The organism is Streptomyces sp. enrichment culture (assembly GCF_964273145.1).
Taxonomy (GTDB): domain Bacteria; phylum Actinomycetota; class Actinomycetes; order Streptomycetales; family Streptomycetaceae; genus Streptomyces.
In genome coordinates this window covers 2890664-2906206 of record NZ_OZ186873.1, presented here as the reverse complement: position 1 = coordinate 2906206, position 15543 = coordinate 2890664, and the positions used below count along the sequence as shown (strand labels likewise).

The following is a 15543-nucleotide window of genomic DNA, read 5'->3' as shown; positions in this document are numbered from 1 at the left end:
CGTCAGATCTGCGGTGTCTCCAGGACGAGCCCGGCGACGTCGATGGCGATGGCGGAGGCCTGGCCGGCGAAAGCCCCGATCATGACGACGGTGGAGGTCAGGACGGCGGCGACACGGCGTACGGCACGCATGGGTTTCCTTTCGTTGCGCTCGGCCGGGCCCTCCTCTCGCCGGGCCCGGTCAGGACACCGGGTGGCTGCCCGGCGTCCCGCGCCGCGATGCGGAAGCCACGGCAAGCTCCCTCAAGCGTGGGAAACCCCGGCGTGGCGCGCATGGATCCGCGCGTACGCCCGAAAGTGCGCAAGGAGCGGAAGCAGCTTGCGTCAGCCCGCGTCGTCCGCCAGCTCCGCGACCCCCGTGATCCGGTGCAGCGGATACGTGCGGACCTCGTCCGCGGTGTGGTCGTACGCCGTGACGAAGCCGCCCTCCACCCGGACCGGGGCGATGACGTGCTGGCTGGCGGCGCCCTCGGCGTTCACGTAGCCGATCCACAGCGCCTGGCCGGTGAGCACCGCGGCCTGCACGGTGGCCAGGGTCTCGGCGGGACTGGTGCGGGGCAGCTCGCCGGCGGCCGGGGCGCCACCGCCCGCCTCCGTGCCCGGGCTCGGCTTGCGCGGCGCGGTGGAGGCCAGGTCACCGGCCCGGATGGCGCGGACCGCGGCGCTCAGCAGTGTGTCGTCGGGGACGGGCGGGCCGTCCGGGACCGGCTGCGGGGGCGTGCGGGGCAGGGTGCGGTGGGCGTCGGCGCGGGTGATCAGCACATCGCCCTCGGCGGACTCGGCGGACGGCGCGAAGCCCATCGCGCGCAGTCCCTCCAGCAGCGCCGCCGGGCCGGCCTGCGCGGCCAGCACGGTCGGCGCGAGGCGCCGCAGGCCCAGCCCGGCGGCCCGCCGGTCGGCGAGGATCTCGCTGAGCATCGCGTCGTCGTCACAGCGCACGTACGCCGAGGCCGCGCCCACCCGGAGGTGCCCGTGCCGGCGGGCCACGTCGTCGATCAGGTACGCCAGTGGCTGCGGCACCGGCGTGCGGGAGTGCTCGGCGAGGAAGGCGTGCAGGTCGGCGGCGGTCCGCCCGGAGTCCAGCGCGCGGCGCACCGAGCCCGGCGTGAACCGGTACACGGTGGCGCCGCCCTTGGACTCGACGTCCGCGCACAGGTCCAGCATGTCCGCCAGCGGCCGCTCCAGCGGCCCCGGCGCCACCGCCGTCAGGTCGGCCTGGAGCAGTACGTGGTCCAGCGGCTCGGGCAGCAGGGGCGCGAGGACCCGGGCGGCGGCGGCCGTGCGCGCGGCCTGCTCGGCGGGCGACACGGGCTGGGGCAGGGGCTCGGGGGCGGGGGCGGGCTGCGCGCGGTGGTGCACGGGCAGCTTGTCCCCGGGACCGGACGGCTCCCCGGCCGTCTCCCCGGACGGTCCCCCGGCCGCCCCGTGCCCCGCCCCGGTGGTACCCGGCGGCGCCCCGATCAGGGCCCGTCCGGGTGCCGACAGCGCGCCGCGCCCGGTGACGCCCAGCAGCTCCGCCTCCGACAGGGTCCAGCGCGCGAGCCGGGTGCGCAGGTCCTCCTCCCGGCGCTGGGGGCGCTCCCAGTGCAGCCGGGCCAGCACCGACTCCGTGTCCGGCGCGGCGCCCTCGGGCAGCCGCGCCAGCAGCGTCAGCACCCGCAGCCGCACCTCCGGCGCCGCCGAGCGGTCCAGCCCCGGGCCCAGCGCGGACAGCGCGCGGTCCTTGGCGTCCCGCCCGCCGACCAGTCCGGCCGTCCGCGTCGCCGTCAGCCACGCCTCGGCGAGCCGCGCCCAGCGCTCGGCGGCGGGCAGCTCGCGCCACTCGTCGTACGCGGGGGTCGCCGCGTACCGCTCGTCGGCCTCCCCGTCGGAGGCCAGCAGACCGGCGGCGTAGGCGAGCTCGACCCAGAACGCGGCGACCGGCTCGGACACGTCCAGGGCGACGGCGGTCCGCTTCAGGTCGCGGACGCTGAGCCCGCCCGCCCGCAGCACCGCCGGGCCGCCCTCGTCCCAGTCCTTCAGCAGCTCCTCGACGGTCGCCAGCGCCGCCAGCGCCTGCCCGGCCGCCGTGGCGTCCACCACCTGCGGACGGTGGGTGGCGGCGGCCGTCACGGGCGGCGCCACCGGCTCGGGCGCGCGGTGCGCCCGCCCGCCGCGCAGGTGCAGGGCGACCTCGCGGGGCAGCACGACGGTGCCGGGCGCGGTCGGCAGCAGCAGCCCGCGGTCCAGCAGCCAGCGCAGGTGAGCCGCCGGATCGGCGGTGACCTGCCCGTACGGCGGCCCCCAGGCCAGGCGGTCCAGTACGTCGAGGGAGTCGGCCGGGGCCCCGGCGAGCAGCTCCGCCATCCGGGCCCGGTCGGTGAACAGGGCGGTGAGCGCGGCGACGGCGGTGACCGAGTCGGGTGTGGAGGCCAGACCGGCGGCGGTGAGGATCTCCTGGATCCGGCCGGGCGACATCCCGGCGGCGGCCTCCCGCACGGTGAGCCCGAGCCCCGTCGGGGACGGGTGCTGCGGGGAGGGGGCGAGCAGCTCGCGGGCGGTGCGCACCAGCCGCAGCCGGTCGTCGCCGCCCCACACCAGGGCCTGCTCGCGCAGGGTGGCGACGGCGCGGGGCAGGGCGCCGGCGACCACCGGGTCCCGCTCGTCGCCGGCCATGAGCCCGAGCAGCTCCTCGTAGCCGGCCGGGTCCGCCGCCACGGCCAGGGCCTGGGCCGTCTGGAGCGCGAACCGGTCCAGCCGCTCCAGGGCGCGCACGACCGAGGCGCGGGTGCCGGCCCGGGTGGCGAGCTGGGTGAGGTCCGTGGGGACGGGCGTGATGAGATCGGGGCGGCTGCGCAGGAGGGCGGCCAGGGAGGCGTCGTCGCGCGCACGCAGGGACTCCGCCAGGGAACGCGGGGCTGCCGGCTTCTCCTCGGTGCTCATCCGGCCAACGGTAGCGGGTCCCCCTCGCCGGGTGGACCGGCCACGGGCGGGTGAGCCTGCCGCAAGCGGGGGGCACACCGGGGGACACGCGGTACCGTCGTCCGACGAGGCATCAAGAACCGTACGCCCCGGAGGGATCCGTGGGAATCGAGAGCGACCAGGTCGTCTACGAGTACCTGAGCCGCGTCGGTGACGTGGCGCAGCAGCGGCAGCTCCCGTCGGCCACCCGCATGCGCCTGGTCGCCGAGCTGCGCAACGAGATCGACCGGCACCGGTCGAAGACCGTCGTCGACAGTCCCGCCGCCGTGCGCCGCATCCTGGACCGGCTGGGCAGCCCGGACGAGATCGTCGAGGCCGCGGGCGGCACCGCCGGCACCGGCGGTGCGCCGCAGGAGCCGGTCGCCGCGGTGCCGGCGCAGCGGGAGGGACGGGAGGGAGAGGAGGGGGGGAGCGCCCCGGACGGCGGCCCGGCCGGCGGCGAGCGGCAGCGCAAGGGCCTGCGCCGGGTCGTACCGCGCCCCCGCCCGGCCGCGCCGCCCGACACGCCTCCCGACGCGCCGTCCCCGCCGCACCTGGCGGGCGCCCACGAACTCGGGGACGCCGCCGAGCGGCCGGACCGGACGGGGGCGCCCCCGGGCGGGCGCGGCCGGGACTGGTGGCGGGTGGCGGACCGGGGCGACGGCGGCCCGTTCGGGGCGGGGGACGGCGTGCCGGGGTTCGTCGGCGGGGTCGAGGTCCCGGAGCTGCTCAAGCCCCCGTCGCCGAAGGGGGAGGAGCAGGCGGCGCGGGCCGGGGCGGAGACGGCCGCGCCGGGCACGGAGAAGGCCGCGCCCGCGGCGGAGGCCCCCCCGGCCGCCCGGCGCCTTCGCCTGCCCCGCCCGTGGCCCGAGGGCGGCGTCGGCAGCCCCTTGCTGCTGCTGGCCGCGGCGCTGCTGGTCGCCGGCGCCGCGCTGGGCCACCTCGTCCCGCTGGCCCTCGGCTGGCTGCTCGCCTACCTGTCCCGGCGCCTGACCCCGGCCGAGGCCAAGTGGGCGGTGCTGGGGCTGCCCGGGGTGGTCGCCGCGGCCGGGGCCGTGTGGCTGTGGGGCCGTACGGACGGCCGCTGGGGGGAGCCCATCGCCCAGGGGCACCTGGGCGACGCCGTCGCCGGGACGTGGCCGTGGGTGCTGCGCGGCGCGGCCGTCGCCTCGGCGCTGTACCTGGTGTGGCGGGCCCGCCGCCCGCGGGGCTGAACGACGGCGCGCACCCGCGGGCTCCGCGCGGCGCCCGCGGATTCCCGGCTCCGCGCGGCCCTCACCGGCCCCGGATCCCGGCGGGCACCGGCACAATGGTCGGCATGGCCTCCACGACCCGCACCGCCCCGACCGTCGGCTTCGATCTCGACATGACGCTGATCGACTCGCGCCCGGGCATCCACGCCTGCTACACGGAGCTGTCGGCGCGGACCGGTACGCACGTCGACGCCGACCTGGCGGTCACGCGGCTCGGGCCGCCGCTGGAGCAGGAGCTCGCCCACTGGTTCCCGCCGGAGCGGGTCGCGGCCACGGCCGACCTGTACCGGTCGCTGTACCCGGCGACCGCCATCGCCCCCACCCTCGCGCTGCCCGGCGCCCGCGAGGCGGTCGCGGCGGTCCGGGCGGCCGGCGGGCGGGCGCTCGTCGTCACCGCCAAGTACGAACCCAACGCCAAGCTGCACCTGGAGCACCTCGGCATCGAGCCGGACGCGGTCGTCGGCGACCTGTGGGCCGAGCAGAAGGCGGTGGCGCTGCGCGAGCACGGCGCGAGCGTGTACGTCGGCGACCACCTGGGCGACATACGCGGGGCGCGCGCGGCGGGCGCCCACTCCGTCGCCGTGGCCACCGGCCCCTACGGCGTGCGGGAGCTGCGCGCGGCGGGCGCCGACACGGTCCTCGCGGACCTGACGGAGTTCCCGGCGTGGTTCGCGGCCTACCGTCAGGCGCCCGGGGGACCGGCGGGCACGGCGGACGCGGCGCGCGCCTGACGGCGGCCCGCCGCGATCGACCGGAGCACGCCCGCCCCGGCGATCAGGAACCCGACCCCCATGAGCATGCTCAGTCCGAACATGTAGGTGGGAAACGGCGTCGTCCCGAGGAACAGCGGGGCCACGGTGACCAGGGTGGCCACCGCCCCGACGAAGAAGACGACGGCACCGGCGCGGATCAGCCCGTCACCGGGCGCGGCGGAATGGGGTTGGGTTTTGTCACGCACTCCACCAGGGTAGTTCCCAGCGCGAGGGAACAACCCGGTGACGTCTTGTCACCGGCCTGAAGAGCATTAGCCTTGGAACCGGCGGGTCCCGACGGCCCGCCCGAGTGCTATCAAGGGCCGTTTCCGGCGGCCTTCAGCAGCCAGCAGCCAGTAGTTTTCCGACGAGTACGAGGACGAGGACAGACGTGCCCACCGGCAAGGTCAAGTGGTTCAACAGCGAGAAGGGCTTCGGCTTTCTCTCCCGGGACGACGGCGGTGACGTCTTCGTCCATTCCTCGGTCCTCCCCGCCGGAGTCGAGACCCTGAAGCCGGGCCAGCGCGTGGAGTTCGGCGTGGTCGCCGGGCAGCGCGGCGACCAGGCCCTGTCCCTCACCGTGCTGGAGCCGGCCCCGTCGGTCGCCGCCGCCCAGCGCAGGAAGCCGGACGAGCTGGCCTCCATCGTCCAGGACCTGACGACCCTCCTGGAGAACATCACGCCGATGCTGGAGAAGGGCCGCTACCCCGACAAGGCCTCCGGCAAGAAGATCGCCGGCCTGCTCCGCGCGGTCGCCGACCAACTGGACGTGTAGGGCCCTCAGGGGAAGTCGAGCGCGTTCGGGCCGAGGGCCGGTACCAGGCCCTCGGCCGCCGCGCGCGTCAGCAGCCCCCGGACGGCCGCGTAGCCGTCCTCGCCGAGACCGGCGGTGAACTCGTTGACGTACAGCCCGATGTGCTGGTCGGCGACGGCCGGGTCCATCTCCTGGGCGTGCTCCATCACGTACGGGCGGGAGGCCTCCGGGTCGTCCCAGGCCGCGCGCACGGAGGCGCGGATCGAGTCGGCGAGCAGCGTCAGCGTCTCCTCGCCCAGCGACCGCTTGGCGATGATCGCGCCCAGCGGGATCGGCAGCCCGGTGGTGGCCTCCCAGTGCTCGCCCATGTCGGCGAGCTTGTGCAGCCCGTAGTTCCGGTACGTGAAGCGCGCCTCGTGGATGACGAGGCCCGCGTCGACCTTCCCGTCCCGCACGGCCGGCATGATCTCGTGGAACGGCATCACGACGACCTCGCCGACCCCGCCGGGCACGGTGTCCGCCGCCCACAGCCGGAACAGCAGGTACGCCGTCGACTTCTCGCTCGGCACGGCCACCGTGCGGCCGCTCAGGTCCGCCCCCGCCTCCCGGGTGAGCACCAGCGGGCCGCAGCCCCGGCCCAGCGCGCCCCCGCAGGGCAGCAGGGCGTACTCGCCGAGGACATAGGGCAGCACCGCGTACGACACCTTCAGCACGTCGAACTCGCCGCGCTCGGCCATGCCGTTGGTGACGTCGATGTCGGCGAAGGTCACGTCCAGCGCGGGGGCGCCGGGGACGCGGCCGTGGGCGAGTGCGTCGAAGACGAAGGTGTCGTTCGGGCAGGGGGAGTACGCGATCCGCAGGGAACGCGGGGGTTCCGGGGACCGCGAGGGCTTCAGGGACTCACTGCTCATGGGGATTCCAACTCTCCAGGACGGGCGCCAGCTTCCCGAGGGCATCCGTGAGGGCGGCGAGCGCGTCCGGGATGCGCCAGGCGGCCCGGTCGCGGGGGCCGACCGGGTTGGACACCGCGCGCAGCTCCAGGACGGGCACGCCGTGCGCGGCGGCGGCCTCGGCGACGCCGAAGCCCTCCATGGCCTCGGCCAGGGCGCGGGGGTGGCGGGCGCGCAGGGCGGCGGCCCGCTCGGCGGTGCCGGTCACGGTGGACACGGTCAGGACGGTGCCGGGGCGCGCGCCGGTCGCGGCGGCGGCCGCGCGGACGAGGGCCCCGGGCGGGCGGTGGGTGACGGTGCCGAAGCCGAGCTCGGTGACCGGCAGGAAGCCGTCGGCGGTCTCGGCGCCCAGGTCGGCGGCGGTGATCTCGTCGGCGACGACGAGGGAGCCGACGGGGGCGTGCGGCGGGAAACCGCCGCCGATGCCGGCGGAGACGACCAGCCCGTAGGGGGCGCCGTCGAGGGCGGCCGCGGTCAGCGCGGCGGCGGTGGAGGCGGCGGCGAGGGCGGGGCCCACCCCGGCGGCCAGCAGGTCCCAGCCGCCGGGGGTCCGGCGCAGGGTCGCGCCGGGCCGGGACACCTCCCGGGCCGGGCCGGACAGCGCGCGGGCCACCGCGTCCCGTTCGACGGGGACCGCGGTGGCCACGAGGACGTTCGGCGGGGACGTGGTCAGTCGTCCTTCTTCAGCCGGAAGTTCCACAGCCCGGTGGCCGCGTCGCTGTCCTCCTTGCCGTCACCGGCCTTGACGGAGACCAGGGTCGAGTCGCCCTGCGCGCCGTACTGGGTGTTGAAGAAGACGCTGCCCGGGATGGCCTGGTAGGTCTTCTTGGTGTCCTCGACCAGCGGCCGGCCGTTCAGCAGGATCGTCCAGCGCTTGTCGGCGACCTTCGGGTCCACACCGAAGCCCACGGACTTGTCGGGGTCGACCGAGATGGACTCGATGTCCGTGTCCTTCAGGCAGTTCGTGAGGTCCTTCGTCTCGAGGACCTTGTCCTCACCGCCGCAGGTGGCCTCGGCGCTGACCGAGGAGTCGCCGACCGTGATCGTCGACATGGGCGTCGGCTTGTCGCACGCCGAGAGGACGAGCAGTCCGGCGGAAACGGCGCCGGCGGCGGCGACGGCGCGGCGGCGTCGCACAGCGGATTGCAACCTGGTCATGGGCGAAGGCTATCGGGCGTGTCCAGCCCCCTTCCCACCTGGGTGCGGCGTGCCGTGCCGCAGGCCGCCCGCGACCGGGGCCCGCCGTGCCTCAGACCACCCTCGGCCGGGTCCCGCCGTGCCGCGCCGAACCGATCAGCCCCCGCACGGTGGCCAGCCATCCGGTGGCCACGATCGCGGCGCCCACCGACAGCCCCAGGGTGCCGTTGAGCGGCAGCGCGATGCCGATGCCGCCGCCGACCACCCAGGCCATCTGCAGCAGCGTCTCCGACCGGGCGAACGCCGAGGTGCGCACCAGCTCGGGCACGTCCCGCTGGATCAGCGCGTCCAGGGACAGCTTGGCCAGCGCCTGCGCGCACCCGGCGACCGCCGCCAGGCACGCCACCAGCACCGCGCCGAAGAACACCGCGGTCGTGACCGCCGCCCCGAGCACGCAGGCGACGACGGTGACGATGATGATCTCCGGCGCCCGCGACCTGAGCCATGCCCCGGCCGCCGTGCCGAGCGCGTTGCCCGTCCCGGCCGCCACGCCCACGATGCCCAGCGAGACGGCCGCGCTCTGCCCGGTCATGGGGTGCTCGCGCAGCAGGAAGGCGAGGAAGAAGATCAGGAATCCGGACAGGCCCCGGACGGCGGCGTTGGCGCCGAGCGCGTGCGTCACCGCGGGGCCGACCGTGCGCAGCCCCGGCCGCTTGACCGGTTTCAGGTGCGGTCCGTGCAGGTGCCGCTCGTCGGCGGCGAGCAGCGCGGTGTCCTCGCCGCGCGCGGAGTCCACCTTCGACGGCAGGGAGAAGGACAGGAACATTCCCGCGACGAAGATCACGAAGGCGCCGTACAGCGGCCAGCGCGGCCCGAGCTGCTGGAGCCCCGCTCCGACGGGTGCGGCCACACCGGTGGCGAGCAGCCCGCACAGCGTGACCCGGGAGTTCGCCTTCACCAGCGAGAAGCCCGGTGGCAGCAGCCGCGGCACGACCGCGCTCCTGACCACCCCGTACGCCTTGGACGCCACCAGCACCCCGAGCGCGGCCGGGTACAGCTCGATGCTGCCGGTCGCGACCGCCCCGGACAGCACCAGGGCGAGCAGCGCCCGGGTGAGCATGGCGCCCGCCATCGCGGCGCGGCGGCCGTGCGGGACGCGGTCCAGCAGCGGGCCGATCACCGGCGCGAGCAGGGTGAAGGGCGCCATGGTGACGGCGAGGTAGAGGGCGACGCGGCCCCTGGCCTCATCCGTCGGCACGGAGAAGAAGACGGTGGAGGCGAGCGCCACGGTGATCATGACGTCGCCGGCGCCGTTCACCCCGTGCAGTTCGATCAGCTTGCCGAGCCCGGACTCGCCGGCGCCGTGCGCGTGCGTGGCCCGGCGGATACCGCGGACCGTGCCGGTCACCGGCAGGCGCAGGGCACGGCCGACGGCACGCAGGCGCCCGGGACCGCGTCCCCGGTCCCCGTCCTTGAACCCCGTCCGTGCGGCTGCCACCTCGTCATAGTGCCCCGAGGGGCGGCGATATAGCTCCGTTGCGGCGCGGATGGAGCTGATCGGAGCTGTAGCGGGCCCCTCGGGGCCGCACCGGGCCGGGCGGGACACGGCCGGGACACGGCCGGGACACGGCCGGGACGGAGGGGAATCCGCCGTCGGTGTAGGCCCAGCGGACGCGAGAAGGTAGCGTGCGTAGCGCGCCGTGGCGAACGTTCTCGGCCGCGCGCCGTACGCGCATCCCGCAGAATGGATGACGTAGGCGTGCCCGAGCGCGATCGGGTGCGGACGTCGACGCGGTCCCCGGGTCCGCTCCGTCCGCCCCCCTCCCGTCGGCAGTGGCGCACTTGTGAGACGGCGTATGGAGAGAAGCGATACCTGTGAGCGCAGCGACAACGCGAAGCCGCACCCCTGACCGCCTGTGCGCCGAGGCCCTCGACCTCGCCCGGACCGCGGCCGAGGAGGCCGCCGCGCCCGGTGTCGTGGGCGAGCACGTGGGGCTCGTGTCGGAGGGTGACCGCGTTGTCACGCACTTCTTCGAGTGCAAGGAGCTCGGGTACCGCGGCTGGCGCTGGGCCGTCACCGTCGCCCGCGCCTCCCGCGCCAGGATCGTCACCGTCGACGAGGCGGTGCTGCTGCCCGGCCCGGACGCCCTCCTCGCCCCCGAGTGGGTGCCGTGGAGCGAGCGGCTGCGCCCCGGCGACCTGGGCCCCGGCGACCTGCTGCCCACCGACGCCGAGGACCTGCGGCTGGAGCCGGGCTGGACCGGCGAGGACGAGCCGCCGCCGAACTCCGCCGTCTCCGACGAGATGGCCGACCTGGTGGAGGCCGAGGACGCGGAGGTCACCGCCCGGCCCCCGGCCGTCCCGCGGCGCGGCTCCATCGCCGCGGTCGCCGAGGAAGTGGGCGTGCACCGCGCCCGCGTGCTGTCCCGCTACGGCCTGCACACCGCCGCCGACCGCTGGGAGGAGGCGTTCGGCCCCAAGACCCCCATGGCGCAGGCGGCCCCCGCCCCCTGCGTGAGCTGCGGCTTCCTGCTCCGCATCGGCGGCTCCCTCGGCCAGGCCTTCGGCGTGTGCGCCAACGAGTTCTCCCCGGCCGACGGCCGCGTGGTGTCCCTGGCCTACGGCTGCGGCGGCCACTCCGAGGCCGCGGTCATGCCGAAGCCGCCGCAGCCGGCCCCGCCGGTGATCGACGAGACCCGCGTCGACCCGTTCCCGCTGCGCCCCGCCCCCGACTCCGGCTCGGTCCCGGTGACGGAGGACGAGGCGACGGCGGAGCTGGGGCACTCGTGACGTGACGGCCGGAGGCGGCCGGGACCACTCCTCGGCGCCGAGGACCTCGTCGATGGCCGTCGCGATCGCGCCTTGCGGCAGCCGGGCGTGCAGGACCTCGGGGCGGCGCGGTCGCAGACGCCGCTCGCGTGCCTCTCCCGGCGCGTCGGTGCCCCGTTCGGCGAGGACACCGAGGACGTCCTTGACGGCTCGCCGGTTCTCGCCTTCGGCGCGCTCCTCCTCCTCGACCTTCGGCAGGAAGGCCGCCTGACGGAACCCCGTGGATCAGCGGGCGGCCCGCCGGGCGGGCTCCCTGCCGCGCAGAAGGCGGAAGAAGGGGCGGTTTCACATGATCTTGATGGGTGCGTTGCTCGTGGTGAGTGCGGTCACCGCGGCCGTGGGCGTCGTAGTGGTCCTCATACTGCTGAGTCATCCGCCGCTGCCCCTGCCGAAAGCCTGCGCGCTCGTCGCCCTGATCCTGTTTTCCCTGGCGGTGGCGCTCTACTGCCACGGCTGGTTCTCGGTGGTCTTGGGAGGCCCCTTTCCCGAACTGTGCGGCAGCGGGGACGGCGCCGGGGCCGAACCGGCGGCCATCAGGCAGCAGTACTGGCCTCTTCGCAGTGCCTGCGTGTACTCCGACGGATCCACCGTGGAGTACGTCCCGATGTCGGTCAACGTGGGCGTGTGCCTGCTGGCGGGTTCCGCCCTCGCGTCGGCCGGCATCTCCGTATTCCCGCGCGGCCGTTTCGGACGATCTCCTGGAGCCGCTTCGTGAACGCCGGGTTCCCGCGCCGCACCGGACTCGGACGATCCACCGGTGCCGTGGCCGCAGCGGAACGGCTCACCACCGGGGAGGGCCTTGGCCCCCGCACGGCCTCGGCCGTCGCCGACGCCGGGCCGTGACGTTGCGGATCTCGGTGTCGGCCCGTCCGCGGCTGACCCCCCGCCCCTCCTCCTCGGCGTGGCCGCCCCCCGCGGAGCGGTACCTTCAGTGGTCTCGCCGAGGAGGAGAGTGAACGTGAGCAAGTTCGTGCGGCCCGCCGCCGAGGGTGCCGACCCGTTCGGCACGGCACGTCTGCGCCGCGGAGTGCTGGACGCCTGGGCCACCAGCCCCGCCCGGTTCCGGGAGGACGCCAACGCCGAGGAGGACCTGGTCCTCGGCGGTTACCGGGACAGACTCGTCGTCGAGCTCGCCCAGAACGCCGCCGACGCCGCCGCCCGCGCGGGCGTGCCGGGGCGGCTGCGCCTCACCCTGCGCGACGGCGTGCTGTTCGCCGCGAACACCGGCGCCCGCCTCGACGCGGCCGGCGTCGAGTCGCTGTCGACGCTGCGGGCCTCCGCCAAGCGGGACACCCACGAGGGCGCGGTCGGCCGGTTCGGCGTCGGTTTCGCCGCCGTCCTCGCGGTCACCGACGAGCCCGCGATCCTCGGGCGGCACGGCGGGGTGCGCTGGTCCCTGGCCGAGGCCCGCGACCTGGCCGCCGACACCGCCCGGCACAGCCCCGGCCTCGGGGACGAGATCCGGCGCCGCGACGGTCACGTGCCGCTGCTGCGGCTGCCGTTCGCCGCCGAGGGCAGCGCCCCCGACCCGTACGACACGGTCGTCATCCTGCCGCTGCGCGACACCGCCGCCGCCGGCCTCGCCGAACGGCTCCTGAACGCCGTCGACGACGCCCTCCTCCTGGCCCTTCCCGGCCTGGAGGAGGTCGTCGTCGAGACGGACCACGTCCGCACCCTGCGCCGCCGCGGCGAGGGCCCCCTGGTCCTCGTGGAGGACTCGGACACCGGCACCACCCGCTGGCGCACGGCGTCCGCGCACGGCCCCCTCACCCCCGACCTGCTCGCCGACCGGCCGGTGGAGGAGCGGCTGCGCCCCCACTGGTCCGTCACCTGGGCGGTTCCGGTGGACGCCGACGGCGCCCCCGCCCGGCCCCGCACCGCCCCCGTCCTGCACGCCCCCACCCCCAGCGACGAGCCGCTCGGCGTCCCCGCCCTGCTCATCGCCTCGTTCCCGCTGGACTCCACCCGCCGGCACACCGCGCCCGGCCCGCTGACCGACTTCCTGGTGCAGCGGGCGGCGGACGCCTACGCCGGACTCCTCGCCGACTGGCACCCGGTCACCGCCGGGATCATCGACCTCGTCCCCGGCCCGCTCGGCAAGGGCGAACTGGACGGGGCGCTGCGGCAGGCGGTCCTGGAGCGGCTGCCCCGCACCTCCTTCCTGCCGCCCGCCCTTCCGCCGCGGGAGGAGGATTCCGAGCTGCCCGTCTCCCTGCGGCCCCGCGACGCGGAGGTGGTGGAGGGCGCGGGCGCGGACACCGTGTGGGTCCTGGCCGACGTCCTGCCGACGCTGCTGCCCGCCGGGCTTGAGCGGCGCGCGGAGCTGCGCACGCTGGGCGTGGCCCGGGTGCCGCTGACCGACGCGATCGACCGGCTGGCGGGGCTGGAGAAGGAGCCCGGCTGGTGGCGGCGGCTGTACGACAGCCTCGCGGGCGTCGACCCGGACCGGCTGTCCGGGCTGCCGGTGCCCCTGGCCGACGGACGGACGACGATCGGGCCCCGGCAGGTCCTGCTGCCCACCGCGGACGCGGCCGGCACCGACCCGCGGACCCTCGCCCGCCTCGGCCTGAAGGTCGCCCACCCGGACGCCGCCCACCCCCTGCTGGAGAAGCTCGGCGCCCTCCCGGCCACCCCGCGCGCCGTGCTCACCACCCCGCAGGTGCGGGCGGCCGTCGCCGCCTCCCTGGACGACGGGGGCGGCGCGTCCTGGGAGGAGGACGCCCTCGACGCGGAGGAACTCGCCGACACCGTCCTCGGACTCGTCCGCGACGCCGGGCTCGACCCCGGCGAGGAGCCGTGGCTCGGCGCGCTCGCGCTGCCCGACGAGGACGGCGAGCTGTCCCCGGCCGGGGAACTCGTCTTCCCCGGCGGTCCCTTCGCCCAGGTCATGCGCGAGGACGAGCTGGCCGCCGTGGACGCCGAAGTGGCCGAGAAGTGGGGGCCGGAGCCGCTGGCCGCCTGCGGCGTGCTGGTGGACTTCGCGCTCGTGCGCGCCACCGACGTCGTCCTCGACCCCGACGAACTGGAGCCGCGCGAGGGGGACTACCCCGAGCCGGACGACGCCGGGCTGCTGGACGCCGTCGACGTGTGGTGCGAGGACATCCTCGACCGCTTCCCGGACAGCCCCGTCCCGCCGGTCGCCACCGAGATCGTCGCCGTACGGGACCTGGACCTCGTCGACGACGACAAGTGGCCGCAGGCCCTCGCGCTCCTCTCGCGGCCCCCCTTGCGGGACGCGCTGGTCCAGCCGGTGCGGATCCTGCTGCCGGACGGCACCCACGAGACCGTGCGGCCGTACACGGCGTGGTGGCTGCGCGGGCACCCGGTGCTCGGCGGGCGCCGCCCCGCCGGCCTGCGCGCGGCCGGCGGCGACCCGCTGCTGCGCGGCCTGTACGACGAGGCCGACGCGACCGGCTTCGACGACGAGCAGGTGCTGCGCGCGCTGGGCGTGCGCACCTCGGTGGCCGCCCTGCTCGACGAACCGGGCGGCGCCGCCGAGCTGCTGGACCGCCTCGCCGATCCCGACCGCGAGGTCACCCCGGCCCAATTGCACGCCCTGTACGGGGCGCTGGCCGAGCTGGACCCCGAGCGGGTGACCCTGCCGGACGAACTGCGGGCCGTGGTCGACGGGCGGGTCGAGGTCGTGGACGCGGCCGATGCCGTGGTGTGCGACTCACCGGACCTGCTGCCGTTCACCGGGGGCGTGCCCCTGCTGCCGGTGCGGCCGTCCCGGGCCGCCGACCTGGCGGAGCTGTTCCAGGTGCGACGGCTGAGCGAGTCCGTCACCGGCCGGGTCGACTCCGAGGGCACCGAGCACGACGTACCGGACGCGGTGCGCGTCCTGCTCGGGCCGCGCACCCCGGCCTCCTACGTCGAACACGAGGAACTCGTCGTCGACGGCGTGGAGATCGACTGGCGGCTCACCGACGACGGCGTCCTGCACGCCGCCACCCTGGAGGGCGTCGCCGCCGGACTGGCCTGGGCGGCCGGCCAGTGGCCGCGCCGCTTCGAGGTGGCGGCCCTGCTGGAGGACCCGTCCAGGACGCGGGAGCTGGCCCGGGACCGCTGGTTCGACTGACGCCGCCGCGGCGGGGCGGCTCCCGTGACGCCGGGGGCGGTGCCGGCGGCACCGCCCCCGGCGGGCTTGGTGTCGGCGGCCCGTCCGGCGAGGGCGGCCCCCGCACCCGCGGACAGGCCCACGACGCCGGGACCCGGCGAACCCGCCGGAACACCGCCGGCGGGCGCCCCGCCAAGGACGACCCCGCTACCGGATGGCCACGCCCTGAGCCGCCCTCACGCTGGCACTCGGCGGCCGACCCGCCTCCACAGCACCACCAAGGCGGCCGCCGTCCCCGCCATGTCCACCGGCCGGTGCCGAACGCCCCGACTCAGAATTCCTCACCCATCAACCGGGTGAACACCATGCTCCACCAGGAATCGCTCTCGGCGAACGCCCGAGGGTCCCTGGCCTCGAGGTAGGCGCGCAATTGGACGGTGTACTGGTCCGCCTGTTCGTCGGTGGCTCCTGCGATGTCCTTCAGCCGCAGCCCGAAGCGGTAAAGAAACTCGATGAAGTCGGGCAGCGAGGTGTTGACGATCTCGGCTCCGGGTTCTTCCCCCAGCGACAGCAGGATCACGTAGCCGTCGTCCAGGTCCAAGCAGTACCGCATGTCCGTGCTGCCGGTCGGCCCGCCGAGGGACAGGACGTGAACGACGCCTTCACCTGTGTCGACCGGTACCAGGGTGAATGCTGCCGGCTCGCCCGGTACATAGAGGCTGAAGATGACATCCAGTTGGGCGGGCAGCCCTACGTCGGCCAACGTCTGGGCGTCATGCTCCGGGACCTTGTTGGCCAAGGCGTCCTCCTTGGACAGCCTGACGACGCCCTCAGCGCTGAACAGCTCTGCCAGTTCGGCGTAGGTGACCACG

The 15543-nt window shown here is 75.9% G+C and carries 14 protein-coding genes; 6 read left to right on the top strand and 8 right to left on the bottom strand.

Going from position 1 to position 15543, the window contains the following annotated elements; all coding sequences use genetic code 11:
- Positions 1-2: 2 nt before the first annotated feature.
- Positions 3-131, bottom strand: a complete 129-nt coding sequence (locus tag ACSU6Z_RS13015; protein ID WP_437045460.1) for a hypothetical protein — start codon at positions 129-131, stop codon at positions 3-5.
- 192 nt (positions 132-323) lie between these two features.
- A complete protein-coding gene (locus tag ACSU6Z_RS13010) occupies positions 324-2921 on the bottom strand; it encodes a helicase-associated domain-containing protein (protein ID WP_437045458.1) in 2598 nt (865 codons plus the stop codon).
- 140 nt (positions 2922-3061) lie between these two features.
- Here ACSU6Z_RS13010 and ACSU6Z_RS13005 point away from each other — a divergent pair, with 140 nt between their 5' ends.
- The gene (locus ACSU6Z_RS13005; RefSeq protein ID WP_437045456.1) at positions 3062-4153 is read left to right on the top strand and encodes a hypothetical protein; all 1092 of its coding nucleotides are present in this window, start codon (positions 3062-3064) and stop codon (positions 4151-4153) included.
- Between the two features lie 104 nt (positions 4154-4257).
- A complete protein-coding gene (locus ACSU6Z_RS13000; protein WP_437045454.1) occupies positions 4258-4923 on the top strand; it encodes an HAD family hydrolase in 666 nt (221 codons plus the stop codon).
- Here ACSU6Z_RS13000 and ACSU6Z_RS12995 read toward each other — a convergent pair.
- Positions 4875-5150: a hypothetical protein gene (locus ACSU6Z_RS12995; protein WP_437045452.1), complete on the bottom strand. Its 276-nt coding sequence runs from the start codon at positions 5148-5150 to the stop codon at positions 4875-4877. The genes ACSU6Z_RS13000 and ACSU6Z_RS12995 overlap by 49 nt on opposite strands.
- Before the next feature lie 185 nt (positions 5151-5335).
- On the opposite strand from ACSU6Z_RS12995, the gene ACSU6Z_RS12990 reads away from it, so the two are divergent.
- Positions 5336-5719, top strand: a complete 384-nt coding sequence (locus ACSU6Z_RS12990) for a cold-shock protein (protein ID WP_437045450.1) — start codon at positions 5336-5338, stop codon at positions 5717-5719.
- 5 nt (positions 5720-5724) lie between these two features.
- Here the strand turns inward: ACSU6Z_RS12990 and ACSU6Z_RS12985 are convergent, their stop codons facing one another.
- The 4 genes from ACSU6Z_RS12985 to ACSU6Z_RS12970 form a co-directional block, all read right to left on the bottom strand.
- Positions 5725-6609 carry a 1,4-dihydroxy-6-naphthoate synthase gene (locus ACSU6Z_RS12985; protein WP_437045448.1) on the bottom strand — a complete coding sequence of 295 codons (885 nt, stop codon included), beginning with the start codon at positions 6607-6609 and terminating at the stop codon, positions 5725-5727.
- Entirely contained in the window at positions 6599-7294 is a 696-nt protein-coding gene (locus ACSU6Z_RS12980) for a futalosine hydrolase (RefSeq protein ID WP_437045446.1), read from the bottom strand. The genes ACSU6Z_RS12985 and ACSU6Z_RS12980 overlap by 11 nt, the downstream gene beginning before the upstream one ends.
- A gap of 23 nt (positions 7295-7317) precedes the next feature.
- Positions 7318-7806: a DUF2771 domain-containing protein gene (locus ACSU6Z_RS12975; RefSeq protein WP_437045444.1), complete on the bottom strand. Its 489-nt coding sequence runs from the start codon at positions 7804-7806 to the stop codon at positions 7318-7320.
- Positions 7807-7897: 91 nt separating this feature from the next.
- Complete coding sequence (locus tag ACSU6Z_RS12970; RefSeq protein ID WP_437045442.1) at positions 7898-9283, bottom strand: MFS transporter; 1386 nt, start codon at positions 9281-9283, stop codon at positions 7898-7900.
- A gap of 377 nt (positions 9284-9660) precedes the next feature.
- On the opposite strand from ACSU6Z_RS12970, the gene ACSU6Z_RS12965 reads away from it, so the two are divergent.
- The 3 genes from ACSU6Z_RS12965 to ACSU6Z_RS12955 all read left to right on the top strand — a co-directional run bounded on the left by ACSU6Z_RS12965 (position 9661) and on the right by ACSU6Z_RS12955 (position 14692).
- Positions 9661-10575, top strand: coding sequence for a DUF3027 domain-containing protein (locus ACSU6Z_RS12965; RefSeq protein ID WP_437045440.1), 915 nt, complete (start codon positions 9661-9663; stop codon positions 10573-10575).
- A 328-nt stretch (positions 10576-10903) separates the two neighbouring features.
- Complete coding sequence (locus ACSU6Z_RS12960; protein ID WP_437045438.1) at positions 10904-11329, top strand: hypothetical protein; 426 nt, start codon at positions 10904-10906, stop codon at positions 11327-11329.
- A gap of 243 nt (positions 11330-11572) precedes the next feature.
- Positions 11573-14692, top strand: a complete 3120-nt coding sequence (locus tag ACSU6Z_RS12955; protein WP_437045436.1) for a sacsin N-terminal ATP-binding-like domain-containing protein — start codon at positions 11573-11575, stop codon at positions 14690-14692.
- Positions 14693-15002: 310 nt separating this feature from the next.
- On the opposite strand, the gene ACSU6Z_RS12950 is transcribed toward ACSU6Z_RS12955, so the two are convergent.
- Positions 15003-15542, bottom strand: coding sequence for an SUKH-4 family immunity protein (locus ACSU6Z_RS12950; protein WP_437045434.1), 540 nt, complete (start codon positions 15540-15542; stop codon positions 15003-15005).
- Position 15543: the final 1 nt, after the last annotated feature.

Bases quoted from the DNA above. Each gene is read 5' to 3' on its own strand.
- ACSU6Z_RS12975 (WP_437045444.1), bottom strand. From the start codon at position 7,806: ATGACCAGGTTGCAATCCGCTGTGCGACGCCGCCGCGCCGTCGCCGCC.
- ACSU6Z_RS12985 (WP_437045448.1), bottom strand. From the start codon at position 6,609: ATGAGCAGTGAGTCCCTGAAGCCCTCGCGGTCCCCGGAACCCCCGCGT.
- ACSU6Z_RS12960 (WP_437045438.1), top strand. From the start codon at position 10,904: ATGATCTTGATGGGTGCGTTGCTCGTGGTGAGTGCGGTCACCGCGGCC.
- ACSU6Z_RS13000 (WP_437045454.1), top strand. From the start codon at position 4,258: ATGGCCTCCACGACCCGCACCGCCCCGACCGTCGGCTTCGATCTCGAC.
- ACSU6Z_RS13015 (WP_437045460.1), bottom strand. From the start codon at position 131: ATGCGTGCCGTACGCCGTGTCGCCGCCGTCCTGACCTCCACCGTCGTC.
- ACSU6Z_RS13010 (WP_437045458.1), bottom strand. From the start codon at position 2,921: ATGAGCACCGAGGAGAAGCCGGCAGCCCCGCGTTCCCTGGCGGAGTCC.